The organism is Salipiger bermudensis, from assembly GCF_019801965.1.
Taxonomy (GTDB): Bacteria; Pseudomonadota; Alphaproteobacteria; order Rhodobacterales; family Rhodobacteraceae; genus Salipiger; species Salipiger bermudensis_A.
Map to the genome: position 1 here is coordinate 93,457 of NZ_JAHVIA010000006.1, position 15,285 is coordinate 108,741.

14 protein-coding genes are annotated in these 15,285 nt (G+C 67.7%); 6 read left to right on the forward strand and 8 right to left on the reverse strand.

Annotation, left to right across the window (positions count from 1 at the left end; translation table 11 throughout):
* Nucleotides 1-201: 201 nt before the first annotated feature.
* The 5 genes from KUV62_RS14350 to dctP form a co-directional block, all read right to left on the reverse strand.
* Nucleotides 202-1,701 carry a malonate--CoA ligase gene (locus KUV62_RS14350; RefSeq protein WP_222604412.1) on the reverse strand — a complete coding sequence of 500 codons (1,500 nt, stop codon included), beginning with the start codon at nt 1,699-1,701 and terminating at the stop codon, nt 202-204.
* Nucleotides 1,702-1,712: 11 nt separating this feature from the next.
* Entirely contained in the window at nt 1,713-2,960 is a 1,248-nt protein-coding gene (locus KUV62_RS14355; protein ID WP_222604413.1) for a malonyl-CoA decarboxylase, read from the reverse strand.
* Nucleotides 2,957-4,273 carry a TRAP transporter large permease gene (locus tag KUV62_RS14360; protein WP_222604414.1) on the reverse strand — a complete coding sequence of 439 codons (1,317 nt, stop codon included), beginning with the start codon at nt 4,271-4,273 and terminating at the stop codon, nt 2,957-2,959. Before KUV62_RS14360 ends, KUV62_RS14355 begins: the two co-directional genes overlap by 4 nt.
* Nucleotides 4,273-4,875, reverse strand: a complete 603-nt coding sequence (locus KUV62_RS14365; RefSeq protein WP_222604415.1) for a TRAP transporter small permease — start codon at nt 4,873-4,875, stop codon at nt 4,273-4,275. The genes KUV62_RS14360 and KUV62_RS14365 overlap by 1 nt, the downstream gene beginning before the upstream one ends.
* A 122-nt stretch (nt 4,876-4,997) precedes the next feature.
* Nucleotides 4,998-5,984, reverse strand: coding sequence for a TRAP transporter substrate-binding protein DctP (dctP, locus tag KUV62_RS14370; protein WP_222604416.1), 987 nt, complete (start codon nt 5,982-5,984; stop codon nt 4,998-5,000).
* A gap of 137 nt (nt 5,985-6,121) precedes the next feature.
* Between dctP and KUV62_RS14375 the strand changes: the two genes are divergently transcribed.
* A complete protein-coding gene (locus KUV62_RS14375) occupies nt 6,122-6,778 on the forward strand; it encodes a GntR family transcriptional regulator (protein WP_222604417.1) in 657 nt (218 codons plus the stop codon).
* Nucleotides 6,779-6,800: 22 nt separating this feature from the next.
* On the opposite strand, the gene KUV62_RS14380 is transcribed toward KUV62_RS14375, so the two are convergent.
* The gene (locus KUV62_RS14380) at nt 6,801-7,568 is read right to left on the reverse strand and encodes a class II aldolase/adducin family protein (protein WP_222604418.1); all 768 of its coding nucleotides are present in this window, start codon (nt 7,566-7,568) and stop codon (nt 6,801-6,803) included.
* Nucleotides 7,569-7,816: 248 nt separating this feature from the next.
* Here KUV62_RS14380 and KUV62_RS14385 point away from each other — a divergent pair, with 248 nt between their 5' ends.
* A complete protein-coding gene (locus KUV62_RS14385) occupies nt 7,817-10,147 on the forward strand; it encodes a mechanosensitive ion channel domain-containing protein (protein WP_222604419.1) in 2,331 nt (776 codons plus the stop codon).
* Nucleotides 10,148-10,255: 108 nt separating this feature from the next.
* On the opposite strand, the gene KUV62_RS14390 is transcribed toward KUV62_RS14385, so the two are convergent.
* Nucleotides 10,256-10,771, reverse strand: coding sequence for a DUF2478 domain-containing protein (locus tag KUV62_RS14390; protein WP_222604420.1), 516 nt, complete (start codon nt 10,769-10,771; stop codon nt 10,256-10,258).
* A 79-nt stretch (nt 10,772-10,850) separates the two neighbouring features.
* Between KUV62_RS14390 and KUV62_RS14395 the strand changes: the two genes are divergently transcribed.
* The 4 genes from KUV62_RS14395 to glp are packed head-to-tail and all read left to right on the forward strand — an operon-like array spanning nt 10,851 to nt 15,008.
* Nucleotides 10,851-11,714: a formate dehydrogenase accessory sulfurtransferase FdhD gene (locus KUV62_RS14395; protein WP_222604421.1), complete on the forward strand. Its 864-nt coding sequence runs from the start codon at nt 10,851-10,853 to the stop codon at nt 11,712-11,714.
* Nucleotides 11,711-12,361, forward strand: a complete 651-nt coding sequence (gene mobA, locus KUV62_RS14400; protein ID WP_222604422.1) for a molybdenum cofactor guanylyltransferase MobA — start codon at nt 11,711-11,713, stop codon at nt 12,359-12,361. Before KUV62_RS14395 ends, mobA begins: the two co-directional genes overlap by 4 nt.
* Complete coding sequence (gene mobB / locus KUV62_RS14405; RefSeq protein WP_222604423.1) at nt 12,358-12,849, forward strand: molybdopterin-guanine dinucleotide biosynthesis protein B; 492 nt, start codon at nt 12,358-12,360, stop codon at nt 12,847-12,849. The genes mobA and mobB overlap by 4 nt, the downstream gene beginning before the upstream one ends.
* The gene (glp, locus tag KUV62_RS14410; protein WP_222604424.1) at nt 12,846-15,008 is read left to right on the forward strand and encodes a gephyrin-like molybdotransferase Glp; all 2,163 of its coding nucleotides are present in this window, start codon (nt 12,846-12,848) and stop codon (nt 15,006-15,008) included. The genes mobB and glp overlap by 4 nt, the downstream gene beginning before the upstream one ends.
* A gap of 7 nt (nt 15,009-15,015) precedes the next feature.
* Here the strand turns inward: glp and KUV62_RS14415 are convergent, their stop codons facing one another.
* Entirely contained in the window at nt 15,016-15,279 is a 264-nt protein-coding gene (locus KUV62_RS14415; protein ID WP_410000860.1) for a sulfurtransferase TusA family protein, read from the reverse strand.
* Between the last annotated feature and the right edge of the window lie 6 nt (nt 15,280-15,285).

The following is a 15,285-nucleotide window of genomic DNA, read 5'->3' on the forward strand; positions in this document are numbered from 1 at the left end:
CTCGTGTGTTGAACGTCTCGGGAGGATGCTCCAAATGTACTGCAACGAACATTGATAGATGTTCAGCAAGTTTCCTGAGGCTCTCTCCTCCTCCCTGAGCCTGGGAATCAGCGGCGACCCTCTCTCCTCCTCCCTGAGGGTCGCCGCGCCTCCCCCCTCTCCCCCATCCCCACAAGGTCGAAGCGGAAGACGCGACGTCTCTTAGCTATAGCTTTCGCGCAGCTGGTTTTTCTGAACCTTGCCCATGGTGTTGCGCGGCAGTGCATCGATGATCTCGTAGCGCTGCGGATGCTTGAAACGCGCCAGCGCGCCCTTCACCGTCGCGGCAATGGCGTCGAGATCCGGGGTCGCGCCAGGCTCGGCCACCACCAGCGCCAGCGGCGTCTCACCGAAATCCGCGTGCGGGATGCCAATGACCGCCGATTCCAGCACGCCCGGCTGGTCATCGATCACCATCTCGATTTCCTTGGGATAGATGTTGTAGCCACCCGAGATGATCAGGTCCTTGTTGCGCCCGACGATCTGCACGTAGCCATCCGCGTCGAGCGTGCCGAGATCGCCGGTGATGAAGAAGCCGTCCGCGCGCAGCTCCTCGGCGGTCTTCTCCGGCATCTTCCAGTAGCCCTTGAAGACGTTCGGGCCGCGCACCTCGATCTGGCCGACCTCGCCCTGCGCGACCTCCTCGCCGGTCTCGGGATCGGTGATCTTGAGCTCGACCCCGGGAAGCGGAAAGCCCACCGTGCCGGCGCGGCGCTCGCCGTCATAGGGGTTGGAAGTGTTCATGTTGGTTTCGGTCATTCCGTAGCGCTCGAGGATGCGGTGCCCGGTGCGGGCCTCGAACTTCTCGTGCGTGTCCGACAGCAGCGGCGCGGAGCCCGACACGAAGAGCCGCATGTGCTGTGCCAGCTCGCGCGTGAAGCGCGGATCGTCGAGCAGGCGGGTGTAGAAGGTCGGCACCCCCATCATCGACGTGGCCTTCGGCATCCACTCGATGAGCTGGTCGATGTCGAGCTTCGGCAAAAAGACCATCGCCCCGCCCGCCAGAAGCATGATGTTGGACGCCACGAAAAGCCCGTGAGTGTGGAAGATCGGCAGCGCGTGCAGCAGCACGTCATCGCTTGTGAAGCGCCAGTGCTCGACCAGCGTCTCGGCGTTGGAGAGCAGGTTGTTCTGCGTCAGCATCGCCCCCTTCGAGCGCCCGGTGGTGCCCGAGGTGTAGAGGAAGGCCGCCAGATCCTCGCCGTCGCGATCGACGGTGTCGAAGGTGTCGGGCTTGCCGGCGGCGGCGTCGCTGAGACTGCCCGCACCATCCGCGTCGAGCGTCAGAAGCTGCGCGCCGAGCCCCTCGGCCACCGGGCGCAGCCCGGCCTCGCGTTTGGTTGCACAGACCACCAGCGACGCGCCGCTGTTCTCGATGAAATAGGTCAGCTCCTCGACGGTGTAGCCGGTGTTGAGCGGCAGGAAGACCACGCCGGCCTGCACGCAGGCGGCATAGAGCGCCAGCGCCTCGGGCGACTTGTCGACCTGCGCCGCAAGGCGCTCGCCGGGGGCGACGCCGAGATCGGCGATGACATGCGCGAAGCGCGCTGCGAGGCCGAGGAAGTCGGCATGGCTCAGCACGCGGCCATCGGCCAGCATCAGGAACGGGGTGGTCTGTCCGGCATGGGCTCCGAAGAGGCGGTCATACAACGGGTTCGGCATGGATCTGGCTCCTATCCGAAGGATTTTTCAGCATTCGCGGCCTGCGAGCGGATCTCGGGCGAGGCCGCGATCTGGTAGGAGGCTGCGAAATGTTCGTGGTTCTGCGACACGCGCGCGAGGTCGTAAAGGTAGTTCACCATCACGCCGCCCGACTGGGCCATGCCCTTGTCGGAGGTATCGGCGCGGGCATGGACCTTGTGGACCAGCGCGCCGTTGCCGAGATGGAAGCGGGCGACCGGGTCCTGCGGGGCGCCGTTGCCGCGCCGCGCATGGGTCAGGTAATAGGCCGCGAGCTGCATCATCCGGGCATCGTCAGAGGGATCATGGGCATGACCCTCGGCCTCGAGCCAGCGGGTGAAGCCCGGGATCGGCGAGAGGGTGACGAAGGTGCCGAGCTGCGGCAGCTCGAGCGCGAGATCGGCGGCCACCTGCTTGATCAGCGAATTGCCGAAGGAGATGCTCGCCAGCCCCGACTGGCAGTTCGAGATCGAGTAGAAGACCGCGGTGTCGGCCTCCTGCGGCGCGATCTTGTCGCGCTCCTCGGCCAGCAGCGTCTGGATCGAGCCTGGCACGCCCTTGGTCAGCGCCACCTCGACGAAGATCAGCGGCTCGTCGGGCATCGCGGGATGAAAGAAGGCAAAGCAGCGCCGGTCTTCCGGCTCGAGCCTGCGGCGCAGGTCGTCCCAGCTGTCGATGGCGTGCACCGCTTCGTAGGCGATGATCTTCTCGAGGATCTGCGCCGGGCTGTCCCAGTTCATCGGGCGCAGCACGAGAAAGCCCCGGTTGAACCAGCTCGCAAACAGGTGCCGGAAGTCGAGATCGAGCGCCTGCAGCGTGTCGTCGCCGCGGCTCAGGCGCAGCAGGTCGGCGCGCATGTGCACCAGCGCCTGCGTCGCCCCCGGCACCTGGTTGAGGCGGCGGATCAACTCCTGCCGCGGCGGCTCGGAGGCCTCCATGAAGGCGCGGTAGCTCGATTTGCTCTGGCCCTGCTCATAGGCGTCAAGCGCGCTGCGCACCGCCTCGGCGTCGATGGTCATGTCCTGCGCCAGATGCCGGAAGAAGGCGATCTTGGCGTCGTCGTCCATGCCCTCGTAGCGCTCGAGGATGCTGCGCGCCACGGTCTGGCCCGAGACCTCGCCGGAGGCGCCGATGAGATCGGAGGTCAGCGCCTCGAGCGGGCGGTTGTCGGGCTTGGCGCTGCCGCCGATGCGGTAGCGGCGCTCGAACACCGTCGAGAGAAGATCGGCGAGAATGGTCATAGCGCAACCCCCATCACGAGATCGGGCAGCCAGGTGGCAAGCCCCGGGAACAGGCACAGCAGCACGATCGCCAGCACCATGCAGGCCACGAAGGGCAGCGACCCCACGAGGATGGTGCGCAGCGAGATGTCGGGCGCGATGCCGTTGATGACGTAGAGGTTGAGGCCGACCGGCGGCGAGATCAGGCCGATCTCCATGTTGATCGTCAGCACCACGGCGAACCAGATCGGATCGAAGCCGGCGGTGGTGATGATCGGCAGCAGGATCGGCGCCGCCATCAGGATCACCGCCACCGGGGGCAGGAAGAAGCCCGCGATGATCAGGAAGACGTTGATCGTGCCCATCAGCACCCAGCGGTTGACGTCGAGCGTGCCGATCCACTCCGCGATGGCCTGCGTGATGAAGAGCGAGGACAGCATGTAGGAGAAGACGCCCGCGGCGGCGATGATGAACAGGATCATCACCGACTCCTTGGTGCTGTCGCGCAGGATCACCCAGATCGCCCGCGGATCCCACAGCTTGTAGATCACCACCGCGATGACGAGGCAGAGCAGCGCGCCCACCGCAGCCGTCTCCGAGGGTGTCGCGATGCCGCCATACATGGCGTAGAGCACGCCGATGATGATCGCCACGAAGGGCAGCACGCGGGGCAGGATCTCCATGCGCTCGCGCCACGTGTAGCTGCCCGCCGACAGCACCGAGGCCTCGCCCGAGCGCCAGGTCGACCACAGCGACCACAGCATGAAGAGGCCGACCAGCATCAGCCCCGGCACCACGCCGGCGAGGAACAGGCGTCCGATCGAGGTCTCGGTGGCGATGCCGTAGACGATCATCGTGACCGAGGGCGGAATGAGGATGCCGAGCGTGCCGCCGGCGGCGATGGAGCCCGCGGCGACGCCATCGGGATAGCCGCGCTTGCGCATCTCCGGGATGCCCATCTTGCCGATGGCGGCGCAGGTCGCGGGGCTGGAGCCCGACATCGCCGCAAAGAGAGCGCAGGCACCGAGGTTCGACACCACGAGCCCGCCGGGAATGCGGGTCAGCCAGCGCTCGAGCGCCTCGTAGAGATCGGCGCCGGCGCGGGTCGAGGCGATGGCGGCGCCCATGATGATGAACATCGGGATCGAGAGCAGGGCGAAATTGTCGAGCTTGCCAAAGAAGATCTCCGGGATCAGCGACAGCGAGGACATGCCGTCGAAGACGATCAGGAAGCCCGCCGAGACCACCAGCAGGCCGGCGGCAACCGAGATCCCCGAGAACAGCACGGCGATGGTCAGGACGGCGACGAGCGCGCCAAGGGTGAGCGGATCCATCAATCGGCCCTTTCGCTGGCCGCGTCGGCGGCGTGGGTTTCGGTGAGGGTGGCGTCTTCGTTGAGGCCGAAGGGCTTCTCGATGCCGGTTAGCATGGCGTAGAAATCGGCGGCCACCTGCAGGGTGTAGAGGCCGAAGCCCAGCGGGAGCGCAAGGTAGGGCACCCAGAGCTTGGGGTTCCACGGCGAGTTCGAGGTCTCGCCCCAGTCCCAGGCCTCGTGCCAGAACTCGTAGCCGTACCACAGCATGCCGCCAGAGACGGCGAGCGTGGCGAGCATCACTACGACGGCGAGCGCCCGGCGCAGGCCCGGCGCCAGCATCAGCGGCAGGAGGTCGACGTTCACGTGGCCGCGCAGGTATTGCACATATGGCAGGCCCAGCATGGTGGCGGCGATGACGATGTAGGTGACGCCCTCGGTCTGCCAGATGGTGGAGCCGTTGAGGACGAAGCGAACAAAGATCATCTGGCAGGTGATCACCACCGCCGCGACAATCATCAGGGCGGCCACGATGCCGCAGATGCGGCTGAGCAGCCCGATCAGCCGCAGCACGGGGTTGCCGCCGTGCCGGGCCGAGGGAATGGCGTGTAGGGAACCGGACATGTCGGGGCTTTCTTGTCAGGCGTCAGGGAAAGGGCGCCGAGAGCGCTGCCCGGGGCGCGGGCGCGCGGCGCTTTCTGTCAGGGTCGGAATGGGGCGGGCCGGTTCGGGCCCGCCCGGTCAGGTCACTCGACGCTGAGCGCGAGATCGAGAAGGCGCTGGCCGTCCGGCGAGCCTTCGAGGAAGGCCTTGTAGGCGGTCTCCTTGGCGATCTCCTGCCAGGCGTTGAACTCTTCCTCGGTCATCTCGGCGATCTCGACACCGTTCTCGGCAAACACGTCGCGCGCGTTGCTGTCCTGCGCCTTGGCCTCTTCGAGGTAATAGGCCTCGGCCTTGGCCGATGCGTCGAGCAGCGCCTGCTGCTGCTCTTCGGTCAGGCCCTCGAAGGTCGACTTGGTCATCAGCAGCGGCTGGTACATGAACCACAGCGCGTATTCGCCCGCCGGGGTGAAGCAGGCGACCTGCTCGTAGATGCGATACGACACGAAGGACGACGAAGAGGTATTGGCCGCGTCCAGAACGCCCGTCTGCATGGCGTTATAGATCTCTGCCGAGGACATCGAGGCGATCGAGGCGCCTGCACCGGCCAGCATCTGCTCGAAGGCTTTGCCCGCGGCGCGGGTCTGCTTGCCCTGAACGTCGTCGGGCGCGGTGATGCAGCCTTCGGTGCCGGCAAAGCCGCCCGCGAGATAGCCGTGCACCAGCGTCATCACGTCATCCTCGTTGAGGATCGACTCGATCTCGTCCATGAACTCGCTGTCGTTGAGGCGCGCGGCGTGATCGTGGTTCTTCACCAGCCCCGGCATCAGGGTCAGGTTGTAGGCGTTGCGCAGGCCGCCGGCATAGGCCAGCGGGAAGACGATCATGTCGACCTGCCCACGGGCCAGCGGCTTGTACTGCTCGCGCGCCTTGAACAGCGATTGCGTCGGGAAAATCTTGATGTCGAGATCGACATCGGCAGCGGCGACCTCGTCGGCCACCATCTGGGCCACCTTGTGGCGCAGGTCGCTCTCGGAAAACTGGTGCGACAGGCGCAGCTCGGTGGCGTGCAAGGCGGACGTGCCAAGCAGAACGGTCGCGGCGGCGGCCGCGAGGGTCTTGGTAAACTTCATGGTTTCTCCTCCCAGAGTTGACCGGGTTGTGCCCCCGGTCGAGGCCCAACCTCGCAATGATTGTTTTTTCAGTCAAGTTTTTTGTATACAAGAATTACAATCTTGTCGGCCAGACGCCGCCGCTATAGGATCGCGCCATGGAAAGAAAGCGTTCGGACATCATTGCTGACGAGCTTGAGAGCCTGATCCTCGACGGCTCCTTCGCCGATGGCGAGCGGCTCGACGAATCCCAGCTGGCCGAGCGCTTCAACGTTTCGCGCACGCCGCTGCGCGAGGCCTTCCAGCGGCTGGCGCTGTCGGGGCTGGCGGAGCAGATCCCGCGTCGGGGCGTCTTCGTGCGCCAGCCCGGCCCGGTCGAACTCATCGAGATGTTCGAAGTGATGGCGGCACTCGAGGCGCTCTGCGGCGAGCTTGCCGCCGCGCGCATCACCGACGCGGCGCTCGAGGATCTGCGCGCCGCCAATGCGCGCTGCCAGCAGGCTGTGGAGGCGCGCGACACCGATGCCTATTACCGCGAGAACGAGTGCTTCCACGGCATTCTCTACCGCCAGTCCGGCAACGGCTTTCTCGAGCAGGAGAGCCGCCGCCTGCACCGGAGGCTACAGCCGTTCCGGCGCTTGCAACTGCGCGTGAGGGGTCGGCTGGCGCAGTCGATGGCCGAGCACGAGGCCATCGTCGATGCGCTCGAGGCCGGCGATGCCAAGGCGGCGGCGGCGGCGCTCAAGAGCCATGTCGCTGTGCAGGGCGAGAAATTCCACCACCTGATCGCGAGCCTGAGGCAGGCGGCGGAGTGATCCCCGCCTGCCCGGCCGCGCTTCAGGCGCGGTAGTCGCTGCCCAGGCCGTCGATGGAGCGCAGATGCGCCTCCCACTCGAGCTGCAGGTCGCCATCTTCTTCGTTCATCTGGACGTATTGGCCGTGAACGCGGTGTGCGATCTCGTCATCGACGAGGCGGAGCTTCTGCCCCGAAGAGGTCGCCGCGACCTGAATCTCGCAGGCGCGCTCCAGGTAGAACATGTTGTTGAACATCTCCGCCGCGCTGCCCCCCGTCGCGATGAGCCCGTGATTGCGCAGCACCAGAACCGGATGATCGCCGAAATCGGCCACGATGCGTTCGCGTTCCTCGAGATCGAGCGCGATGCCCTCGAAATCGTGGTAGGCAATGCGGTTGTGAAACTGCAGCGAGATCTGGTTGAGCGGCAGCAGGCCGTCTTCCATGCACGACACCGCGACGCCCGCGCGGGTGTGGGTGTGCATGATCCAGGCCGCATCATGACGGTGCATGTGGACTGCGGAGTGGATGGTGAATCCCGCCGGGTTGACCCGGTGCGGGCTGCCGTCGACCTTGTTGCCGTCGACGTCGATCTTGACCAGCGAGGAGGCGGTGATCTCTTCCCAGCGCCAGCCATAGGGGTTGATGAGGAAATGGCCGTCCTCGCCCGGGACCCGGGCGGTGATGTGGGTGTAGATCAGGTCGGTGAACTTGTGCAGCGCCGCGAGGCGGTAGCAGGCGGCGAGCTCTTCGCGGGCGCGGCGCTCGGCCTCGGACATCTCGGACAGGGTGGGCTGGCTCTGGAAGGTCATCGGAATCTCCTGTGAGGGCGCGGCACGGGCGCGGATGCGCGAGCCATAGCGCGAAGCCCGCCCGAGGTGCCACCGAAACCGATGTTTGCGCCCACACATTGCCCGCGCATTGCTGCAACACCGGGCTCTCGAAGGGCGATGCGGGCTGGCCTTCAGCGCCAGATAAGCTAGGTGGCCGCCCATCGTGCCCGCGGAGTGCCAGGCAAGCGGGACATGTCCGAAACTCAAAAGCCAAGAAACGTGGTGACATGACCTTTCCGAGACGCTGGATCGCAGCGATGCTGATCCTCGCGGCGCTTGTTTGCAGCGCCATCTTCCCGACACCGACACTGGCCCAAGAGGCCGACACCTCAACGCCCGCGCCGAGCAACCTCGAGCTGCTGCTCGACGTGATCGAGAACGACGACAGCCGCGCCGCCCTGATCGAAGAGCTGCGCGCGGCCCAGACCGAGGCCGAGACCCCGGTCGACGACCAGATCGTCGACACGCTCGCCGGCGACGACGCGCCGCCCGAGGAGCTCTCGTTCAGCCGCCGGATCGCTCTGGTCACCCAGGAAGCGGCGCAGGACATCGCCTCCGGGCTCGAAAGCGCCTGGACCCAGATCACCCGCGCGCCGATGGTCTTCGAGGGGCTCAGCGGCGGCGAGGCGGGTGTTCTGCTCGAGGCCGCCAAGCAGCTGGCGCTGATCATCGCGGTGACCGTCGCGGTGTTCCTCCTGCTGCGGCGCTTCGGCAAATCGCTCTACGCCCGCATGGATGCCAAGGCCGAGGCCAGTGGCGCGCTGCGCACCGCACTGCTCTTCATGGCCTCGGCGCTGATCGACGCGCTGATCGTCATCGTTGCCTGGGCGGCGGGCTACCTGATCGCCACGCTCTTCCTCGGCAATTTCGGCGAGATCGGCATCCGCCAGACGCTCTACCTCAACGCCTTCCTGCTGGTCGAGCTGGCCAAGGTCGGCGTGCGGCTGATCCTGTCGCCGTCCTCGAGCAGCCTGCGCCCGCTGCCGGTCTCCGACGGCTCGGCGAAATACCTCTCCAGCCGACTCAACTTCATGGTCGGGCTGGTGGGCTATGGCCAGCTGCTGATCGTACCGATCCTCAACACCAACATCTCCTTCGCCGCCGGACGCGCCGTCTCGGCGCTGATCGCCCTAATCGTGGTCGCCCTGGCGATCTGGATGGTGCTGCGCAAGCGCCGCCGGGTGGCCGACTGGCTCGAGCGCGGCGGCCGCAGCGCCGGCGATGTCGCGCGCGAGAAGCGGCTCGAGGACGAGGGCGAGCCGGTCGTTTCCGGCGCTCCCGAGGAGTTTCCCATGGGCACTCCGGAGCCCGAGCCCAAGAAACGCAGCGGCTTGCAGGTGCTGGCCCGCAACTGGCACATCCCCGCCCTGCTCTACCTGCTGGTGATGCTCGTTCTGGTGCTGGTCCAGCCCGGCGACGCGGCTTTCCGCTCGCTGATCAATTCCGGGCAGGTGCTTCTCGTGGCGATCCTCGGCGTGGCGATCTCGGGCGTGATGACACGCACGATGGTCAACGGCGTGCAACTGCCAGACACCGTCAACGCCCGCCTGCCCGCGCTGGAGCGCCGGCTCAACACCTTCGTGCCCAAGGCCCTCTTCGTTCTACGGCTGGTGATCTTCGCCCTCGTGGTGGTTTTTGCGCTCAACGCCATCAGCCTGATAGACCTGCGCGGCTGGATGGCCGGGCAATTCGGCCGCGAGGTGACCGGGACGATCTTCTCGGTCGTGGCGGTGCTGCTGGTCTCCTTCGCGATCTGGGTCGGCATGACCTCCTGGGTCGATTACCGGCTCAACCCGGAATACGGCTCCGTGGCGACCTCGCGCGAGCAGACCCTGCTCACCCTGCTGCGCAACGCCGCGACGATCGCTCTGGTGGTGATCACGCTGATGTTCGTGCTCTCCGAGATCGGCCTCGACATCGCGCCGCTGCTGGCCTCCGCCGGGGTGCTGGGCCTCGCCATCGGCTTCGGTGCCCAGAAGCTGGTGCAGGACATCATCACCGGCATCTTCATCCAGTTCGAGAACGCGATGAACGTGGGCGACGTTGTCACCGCGGGCAGCACCACCGGCGTGGTCGAGAAACTGACCATCCGCTCGGTGAGTTTGCGCGACGTTAGCGGCGCCTATCACCTGATCCCGTTCTCGTCGGTCGACATGGTGACCAACTTCATGCGCGAGTTCGGCTATTTCGTCTGCGACATGGGCGTGGCCTATCGCGAGAACATCGACGAGGTGAAGCAGGCCATGCTCGACGCCTTCGAGCAGCTGCGCGAAGATCCCGATCAGGCGGCCAACATCATGGGCGATCTCGAATGGTTCGGCATCAACGCCTTCGGCGACAGCGCCGTCGTGGTGCGGGCGCGGATCAAGTGCGTTCCGGGCACCCAGTGGGGCGTCGGCCGGGCCTATAACGGCGTGCTGAAAGAGGTGTTCGACGCGCGCAACATCGAGATCCCCTTCCCGCACCAGACGATCTACCTGGGCGAGTCGAAATCGGGCGCGACCCAGCCCTTCCACGTCGTCTCCGACGGCAGGGACGCGGGCGGCAGCGACGGCTGATCCCCGCCCTCATCACGAACGAGACGGGCCGCGCGGCAGAGCTGCGCGGCCCGTCTCATGTCAGGCGCTCGGGATATGTCTTTCAGGCCCCGCCGCGGCGCGGTCGGCTCACGCCGCCGCCGCCTCGCGGATCCGCGCCAGGCACCAGTCGGTGACCGCGTCCGGCTCGGAGGGCAGAGGCTCGGCCAGCTCCTCGGCAAACGCAAGGAAGCCCGGCAGGTTGGTCTGGTTTACCGCCACCAGAACCGGCACCCCGGCCCCGATCGCCTCCGCGATCACCGGGCGAAAGCCGCGCCCGTCGAGCTCCTGCTTGCCGAACTTGTTGACCAGCAGCAGCGCCGCGCCCTTGTCGAGACCGGCGCTGACCAGCCCCACCACCCGCTCGAGCCCCTGCGGATCGAGCCGGCAGCCGCGCGACAGCGCGCCGAGATCCTGGGAAATGCGCACCACGTCGGTGCCGGTCAGAACCTCGAGATCCATGTGGCACTTGGTGTCGGGCCCGGTCTCGATATTGTGCTGCACCGCGCCCGCAAGCGGCAGCCCATCGGCGCGCAAACGCTGCGCCACCTCGCGCATCAGGCCGTCGACCTCGCCGCGGCCAAGGCCCGTCACGTATCCAAGCATGCCCATCCCCTTGCAACTGGTCGGAGCACGTTACAAGATGCCCGGCGCACAGGCCAGAGGAGGCAAGAAAATCCAACCCATGCCAGACTTGCCGCTGCTCCCCACCCCCACCGATCCGCGTCTCACCCGGCGCATCGCGGGCACCGACCAGACCGGCGCTCCGACCGAGATCGCGGTGGTCGAGGAGCGCCCGCTGACGATCTATCTCAACCGGCAGGAAATCGTCACCGCGATGACCATCGGCGACCATCCCGAGTATCTGGCGCTGGGGTTCCTGCGCAATCAGGGCATGCTGCGCGCCGATGACGTGGTGACCGGCGTCGATTACGACGACGAGATCGAGACCGTGGTGGTGCGCACCGCACGCGAGACCTCCTACGAGGAGAAGGTGCAGAAGAAGACCCGTACCTCGGGCTGCGCCGTGGGCACGGTCTTCGGCGACATGATGGAGGGGCTCGAGGGGCTCACCCTGCCGGACGCGCAGGTGCGCAGCTCGTGGCTCTATGCGCTTGCCAAGGAAATCAACACCACGCCTTCGCTCTATCTCGAGGCCGGCGCGATCCACGGCACCGTGCTGTGCCAAGGCGACAAACCCTTGGTCTACATGGAGGATGTCGGACGGCATAATGCGGTCGACAAGATCTCGGGCTTCATGTTTCGCCACGGGATCGGAGCGGAGGACAAGATCCTCTACACCACCGGCCGGCTGACCTCGGAGATGGTGATCAAAACCGCGCTTATGGGAATCCCGGTGCTCGCCTCGCGCTCGGGCTTCACCGCATGGGGCGTCGAGATCGCCCGGCAGGTGGGGCTGACGCTGATCGGCCGGATGCGCGGCCAGCGCTTCGTCTGCCTCTCGGGTGAGGAGCGGCTCTTGCGCGATGTCGACCCGGCGAGCATCCCCGACGAAGACCGCAAATCGCGCCGGAAGGCCGCGGAATGAGCCGGGCCGTGCAACAGCCGCTCGGGGTCATCCTCGCGGGCGGGCTCGCCACGCGCATGGGTGGCGGCGACAAGGGCTTGCTGGAGATCGGCGGCGCGCCGCTCTTGCAGCGGGTGATCGACCGGCTGGCGCCGCAGGTGGCCGAGCTGGCGCTCAACGCCAATGGTGACGCGGCGCGCTTCGAGAGCTACGGCCTGCCGGTGCTGCCCGACAGCATCGCGGGCTTTCCGGGGCCGCTCGCGGGCGTGCTCGCCGGTCTCGACTGGGCAGCCGAGCAGGGCGCCGACAGCATCGTCACCGTCGCCGCCGACACGCCGTTCTTCCCCTGCGATCTGGTGCCGCACCTGCTGCTCGCCGCGGAAGGTGCGCCGCATCCGCTGGCGCTGGCCTGCACGCCGCGCTCGGGCGACGAGGCGCTGAAATCCGGCGGCGGCAAGCGGATCAACCGCCACCCCACCTTCGGCCTCTGGCCGGTGGCGCTGGCCGACGACCTGCGCGCCGCGCTGCAGGACGGGCTGCGCAAGGTCGTGCTCTGGACCGACCGCCACGGCGCCGGCGAGGCGCTGTTCCCCGCCGAGCCCTTCGACCCGTTCTTCAACGTCAACACGCCCGAGGATCTCGACCGGGCGCGCGAGCTCGCCGCATGAGGATCTACGGCGTCACCGGCAGCAAGAACTGCGGCAAGACCGGCCTGATGGAGCGGCTGGTGTCCGAGATAAGCGCGCGCGGCTTCACCGTCTCGACGATCAAGCACGCCCATCACAGCACCGATGTCGACCAGCCCGGCCGCGACAGCTTTCGCCACCGCGAGGCCGGCGCCCGGGAGGTGCTGCTCGCCTCGCCCCACCGCTGGGCCTTGATGCACGAACTGCGCGATGCGCCCGAGCCGCCGCTCTCCGAGCTGCTCGGCAAGCTCTCGCCCGTCGATCTGATCATGATCGAGGGCTACAAGCGTGAGGCCCATCCCAAGATCGAGGCGCACCGCGCCGAGACCGGCAAGCCATTGCTCTCACCCGACAATCCGAGCATCCGCGCCGTCGCCGCCGACAGCCTGATCGAGACCGCCCTGCCCTGCTTCGATCTCGACGACACCACCGCCATCGCCGATTTCATCCTGCGCGAGGTGGGGCTGTGAGCTTCGACACCATCGCCGTGATCGACTGGTCCGGAGCCTCGTCGCCTTCGCCTGCGAAGCCCTCGAAAGACGCGATCTGGATCGGCGTCGCGCGCCGGGGCGCGGCAGAGGTCGAGACCAGCTACCACCGCACCCGCCACGACGCCTCCGAGACCCTCGCCGCGCTCTTCGAAGCCGAGCGCGCCGCCGGGCGTCGGGTGCTGGCCGGCTTCGACTTCCCCTTCGGCTACCCGCGCGGCTTTGCGAAAGCCGTCTGCGGCACACCCGACCCCCTGGCGCTCTGGCGCGCCCTGAGCGACCGCATCGAAGACACCCCCGACAACGCCAACAACCGTTTCGACGTCGCCGCAGCGCTCAACGATCTCTTCCCCGGCATCGGCCCGTTCTGGGGCTGCCCGGAGAGCCTCGACGACCCGCGCCTGCCGAGCAAGGGCACCCTGCGCGACGGCCACGGCATGACCGAGCGCCGCGCCTGCGACCGGGCCAAGGGCGCGCAGCCGGTCTGGAAGCTCTTCACCACCGGCTCGGTCGGCTCGCAGGCGCTGCTCGGCATCGCCCGACTGCAATCGCTGCGCGACCGCTTCGGCGCCGATCTCGCCGTGCGCCCGTTCGAGCGCCACGATACGCCCATCACCCTCGTCGAGCTCTTCCCATCGCTGATCGCGCCCACCGTGGCGGCGCTGACGGAAGAGAACGAGATCAAGGACCGCGCCCAGGTCCGCGTGCTCGCCGGCGCGCTGGCCCAGCTCGAGCCGCGCCAGCTTGACGCCATGACCCGCGAGGGCGATGCCGAGGAGGGCTGGATCCTCGGGCTGGGCCACGAGACCCTGCTCGAAGCCGCCGCCCGCGCCGCCTTCCCTCCGCCCAACGCCTTGAAAGACATGTCCGACTCCGACCTGATGCCGCCCCGCCTCCGCGATGATTGCTTTGCCATGCCGCAAGGCGTTGCCTGGGTGCCGGTCGACGAAGCGCTGGCCAAGCTGCGCGATGCGCTGCACCCGGTTACGGGCCTCGAGACCCTGCCGACCTCGCGCGCCGCGGGCCGGGTGCTGGCGGCGGATGTGGCGGCGAAACGCTCGAACCCGCCGATGCCCAACTCGGCGGTGGATGGCTACGGCTTTGCCCACGCGGCCACCGGCGATGGCATCCAGCGCCTGCCGCTGGTGGCGGGCCGCGCCGCCGCCGGCCAGCCCTACCCGCACGCCGTCTCCAAGGGCCACGCCATCCGCATCCTGACCGGAGCGATCCTGCCCGAGGGGGTCGACACCGTGGTGCTCGAGGAAGACACCAATACCGACGGCACCACCGTGGTCTTCGACGGACCCGCGAAGCCCCGCGCCAACACCCGCAAGGATGGCGAGGACGTGGCCGCCGGCGCGCCTGCTCTGCCGAAGGGCCGCCGCCTGCGCGCCCCCGATCTGGCGCTCGCCTCGGCGCTCGGCATCAGTGAGCTGCCGGTGCACCGCCCGCTGCGCGTTGGCGTGCTCTCGACCGGCGACGAGATCATCGCCTCTCCCGACCGCCCCGCCGAACCGCACCAGATCTGGGACGCCAACCGCCCCATGCTGCTGGCGCTGGCCTCGGGCTGGCAGTGCGAGGCGGTGGATCTGGGCCACGTGCCCGACGACCGCGCGCAGATCGCCGCGCGGCTCGCCGAAGGCGCGCGCAAGGCCGATGTCATCCTGACCTCCGGCGGCGCCTCGGCGGGCGACGAGGATCACGTCTCGGCCCTGCTGCGCGAGCGCGGCACGCTGTCGAGCTGGCGCATCGCGCTGAAGCCGGGACGGCCTCTGGCGCTGGCGATGTGGGAGGGCACCCCGGTCTTCGGCCTGCCCGGCAACCCGGTGGCGGCGCTGGTCTGCGCGCTGATCTTCGCCCGCCCCGCCCTGTCGCTGATGTCGGGCGCGGGCTGGAGCACGCCGCGGGGCTTCACCGTCCCCGCCGCCTTCTCCAAGCGCAAGAAGCCGGGCCGGCGCGAGTACCTGCGGGCACGGTTGACGGAAGACGGCCACGCGGAGGTCTTCGGGTCGGAAGGCTCGGGGCGGATCAGCGGGCTATCGTGGGCCGACGGGCTGGTCGAGCTGCCCGACGGCGCCATGGAGATCGCCCCCGGCTCGCCGGTGCGCTACATCCCCTACGCCTCCTTCGGGCTGGTCTGAGGCAGGATCAGGCCTTGCGGATCAGGTAGACCTGCGCGTCCTCGGCCTCGGTGCTGCCGAGGAAGGCGTGCCCGGCCTCGGTGCAGAAATGCGGCACGTCGATGACAGCCGCCGGGTCGGTGGCGACGATGCGCAGCACCTGCCCGCTCTGCATGCCCTGCAGGCGCTTGCGCGCCTTCAAAACCGGAAGCGGGCAGAGCAGCCCGCGCGCGTCGAGTTCGTGATCCCAATCCATGGCGCAGAAATAGTGCGTGGCCGTTGCGCTGTCCATCCGCTG

Bases quoted from the DNA above. Each gene is read 5' to 3' on its own strand.
- KUV62_RS14350 (WP_222604412.1), bottom strand. From the start codon at position 1,701: ATGCCGAACCCGTTGTATGACCGCCTCTTCGGAGCCCATGCCGGACAG.
- KUV62_RS14355 (WP_222604413.1), bottom strand. From the start codon at position 2,960: ATGACCATTCTCGCCGATCTTCTCTCGACGGTGTTCGAGCGCCGCTAC.
- KUV62_RS14360 (WP_222604414.1), bottom strand. From the start codon at position 4,273: ATGGATCCGCTCACCCTTGGCGCGCTCGTCGCCGTCCTGACCATCGCC.
- KUV62_RS14365 (WP_222604415.1), bottom strand. From the start codon at position 4,875: ATGTCCGGTTCCCTACACGCCATTCCCTCGGCCCGGCACGGCGGCAAC.
- dctP (WP_222604416.1), bottom strand. From the start codon at position 5,984: ATGAAGTTTACCAAGACCCTCGCGGCCGCCGCCGCGACCGTTCTGCTT.
- KUV62_RS14375 (WP_222604417.1), top strand. From the start codon at position 6,122: ATGGAAAGAAAGCGTTCGGACATCATTGCTGACGAGCTTGAGAGCCTG.
- KUV62_RS14380 (WP_222604418.1), bottom strand. From the start codon at position 7,568: ATGACCTTCCAGAGCCAGCCCACCCTGTCCGAGATGTCCGAGGCCGAG.
- KUV62_RS14385 (WP_222604419.1), top strand. From the start codon at position 7,817: ATGACCTTTCCGAGACGCTGGATCGCAGCGATGCTGATCCTCGCGGCG.
- KUV62_RS14390 (WP_222604420.1), bottom strand. From the start codon at position 10,771: ATGCTTGGATACGTGACGGGCCTTGGCCGCGGCGAGGTCGACGGCCTG.
- KUV62_RS14395 (WP_222604421.1), top strand. From the start codon at position 10,851: ATGCCAGACTTGCCGCTGCTCCCCACCCCCACCGATCCGCGTCTCACC.
- mobA (WP_222604422.1), top strand. From the start codon at position 11,711: ATGAGCCGGGCCGTGCAACAGCCGCTCGGGGTCATCCTCGCGGGCGGG.
- mobB (WP_222604423.1), top strand. From the start codon at position 12,358: ATGAGGATCTACGGCGTCACCGGCAGCAAGAACTGCGGCAAGACCGGC.
- KUV62_RS14415 (WP_410000860.1), bottom strand. From the start codon at position 15,279: ATGGACAGCGCAACGGCCACGCACTATTTCTGCGCCATGGATTGGGAT.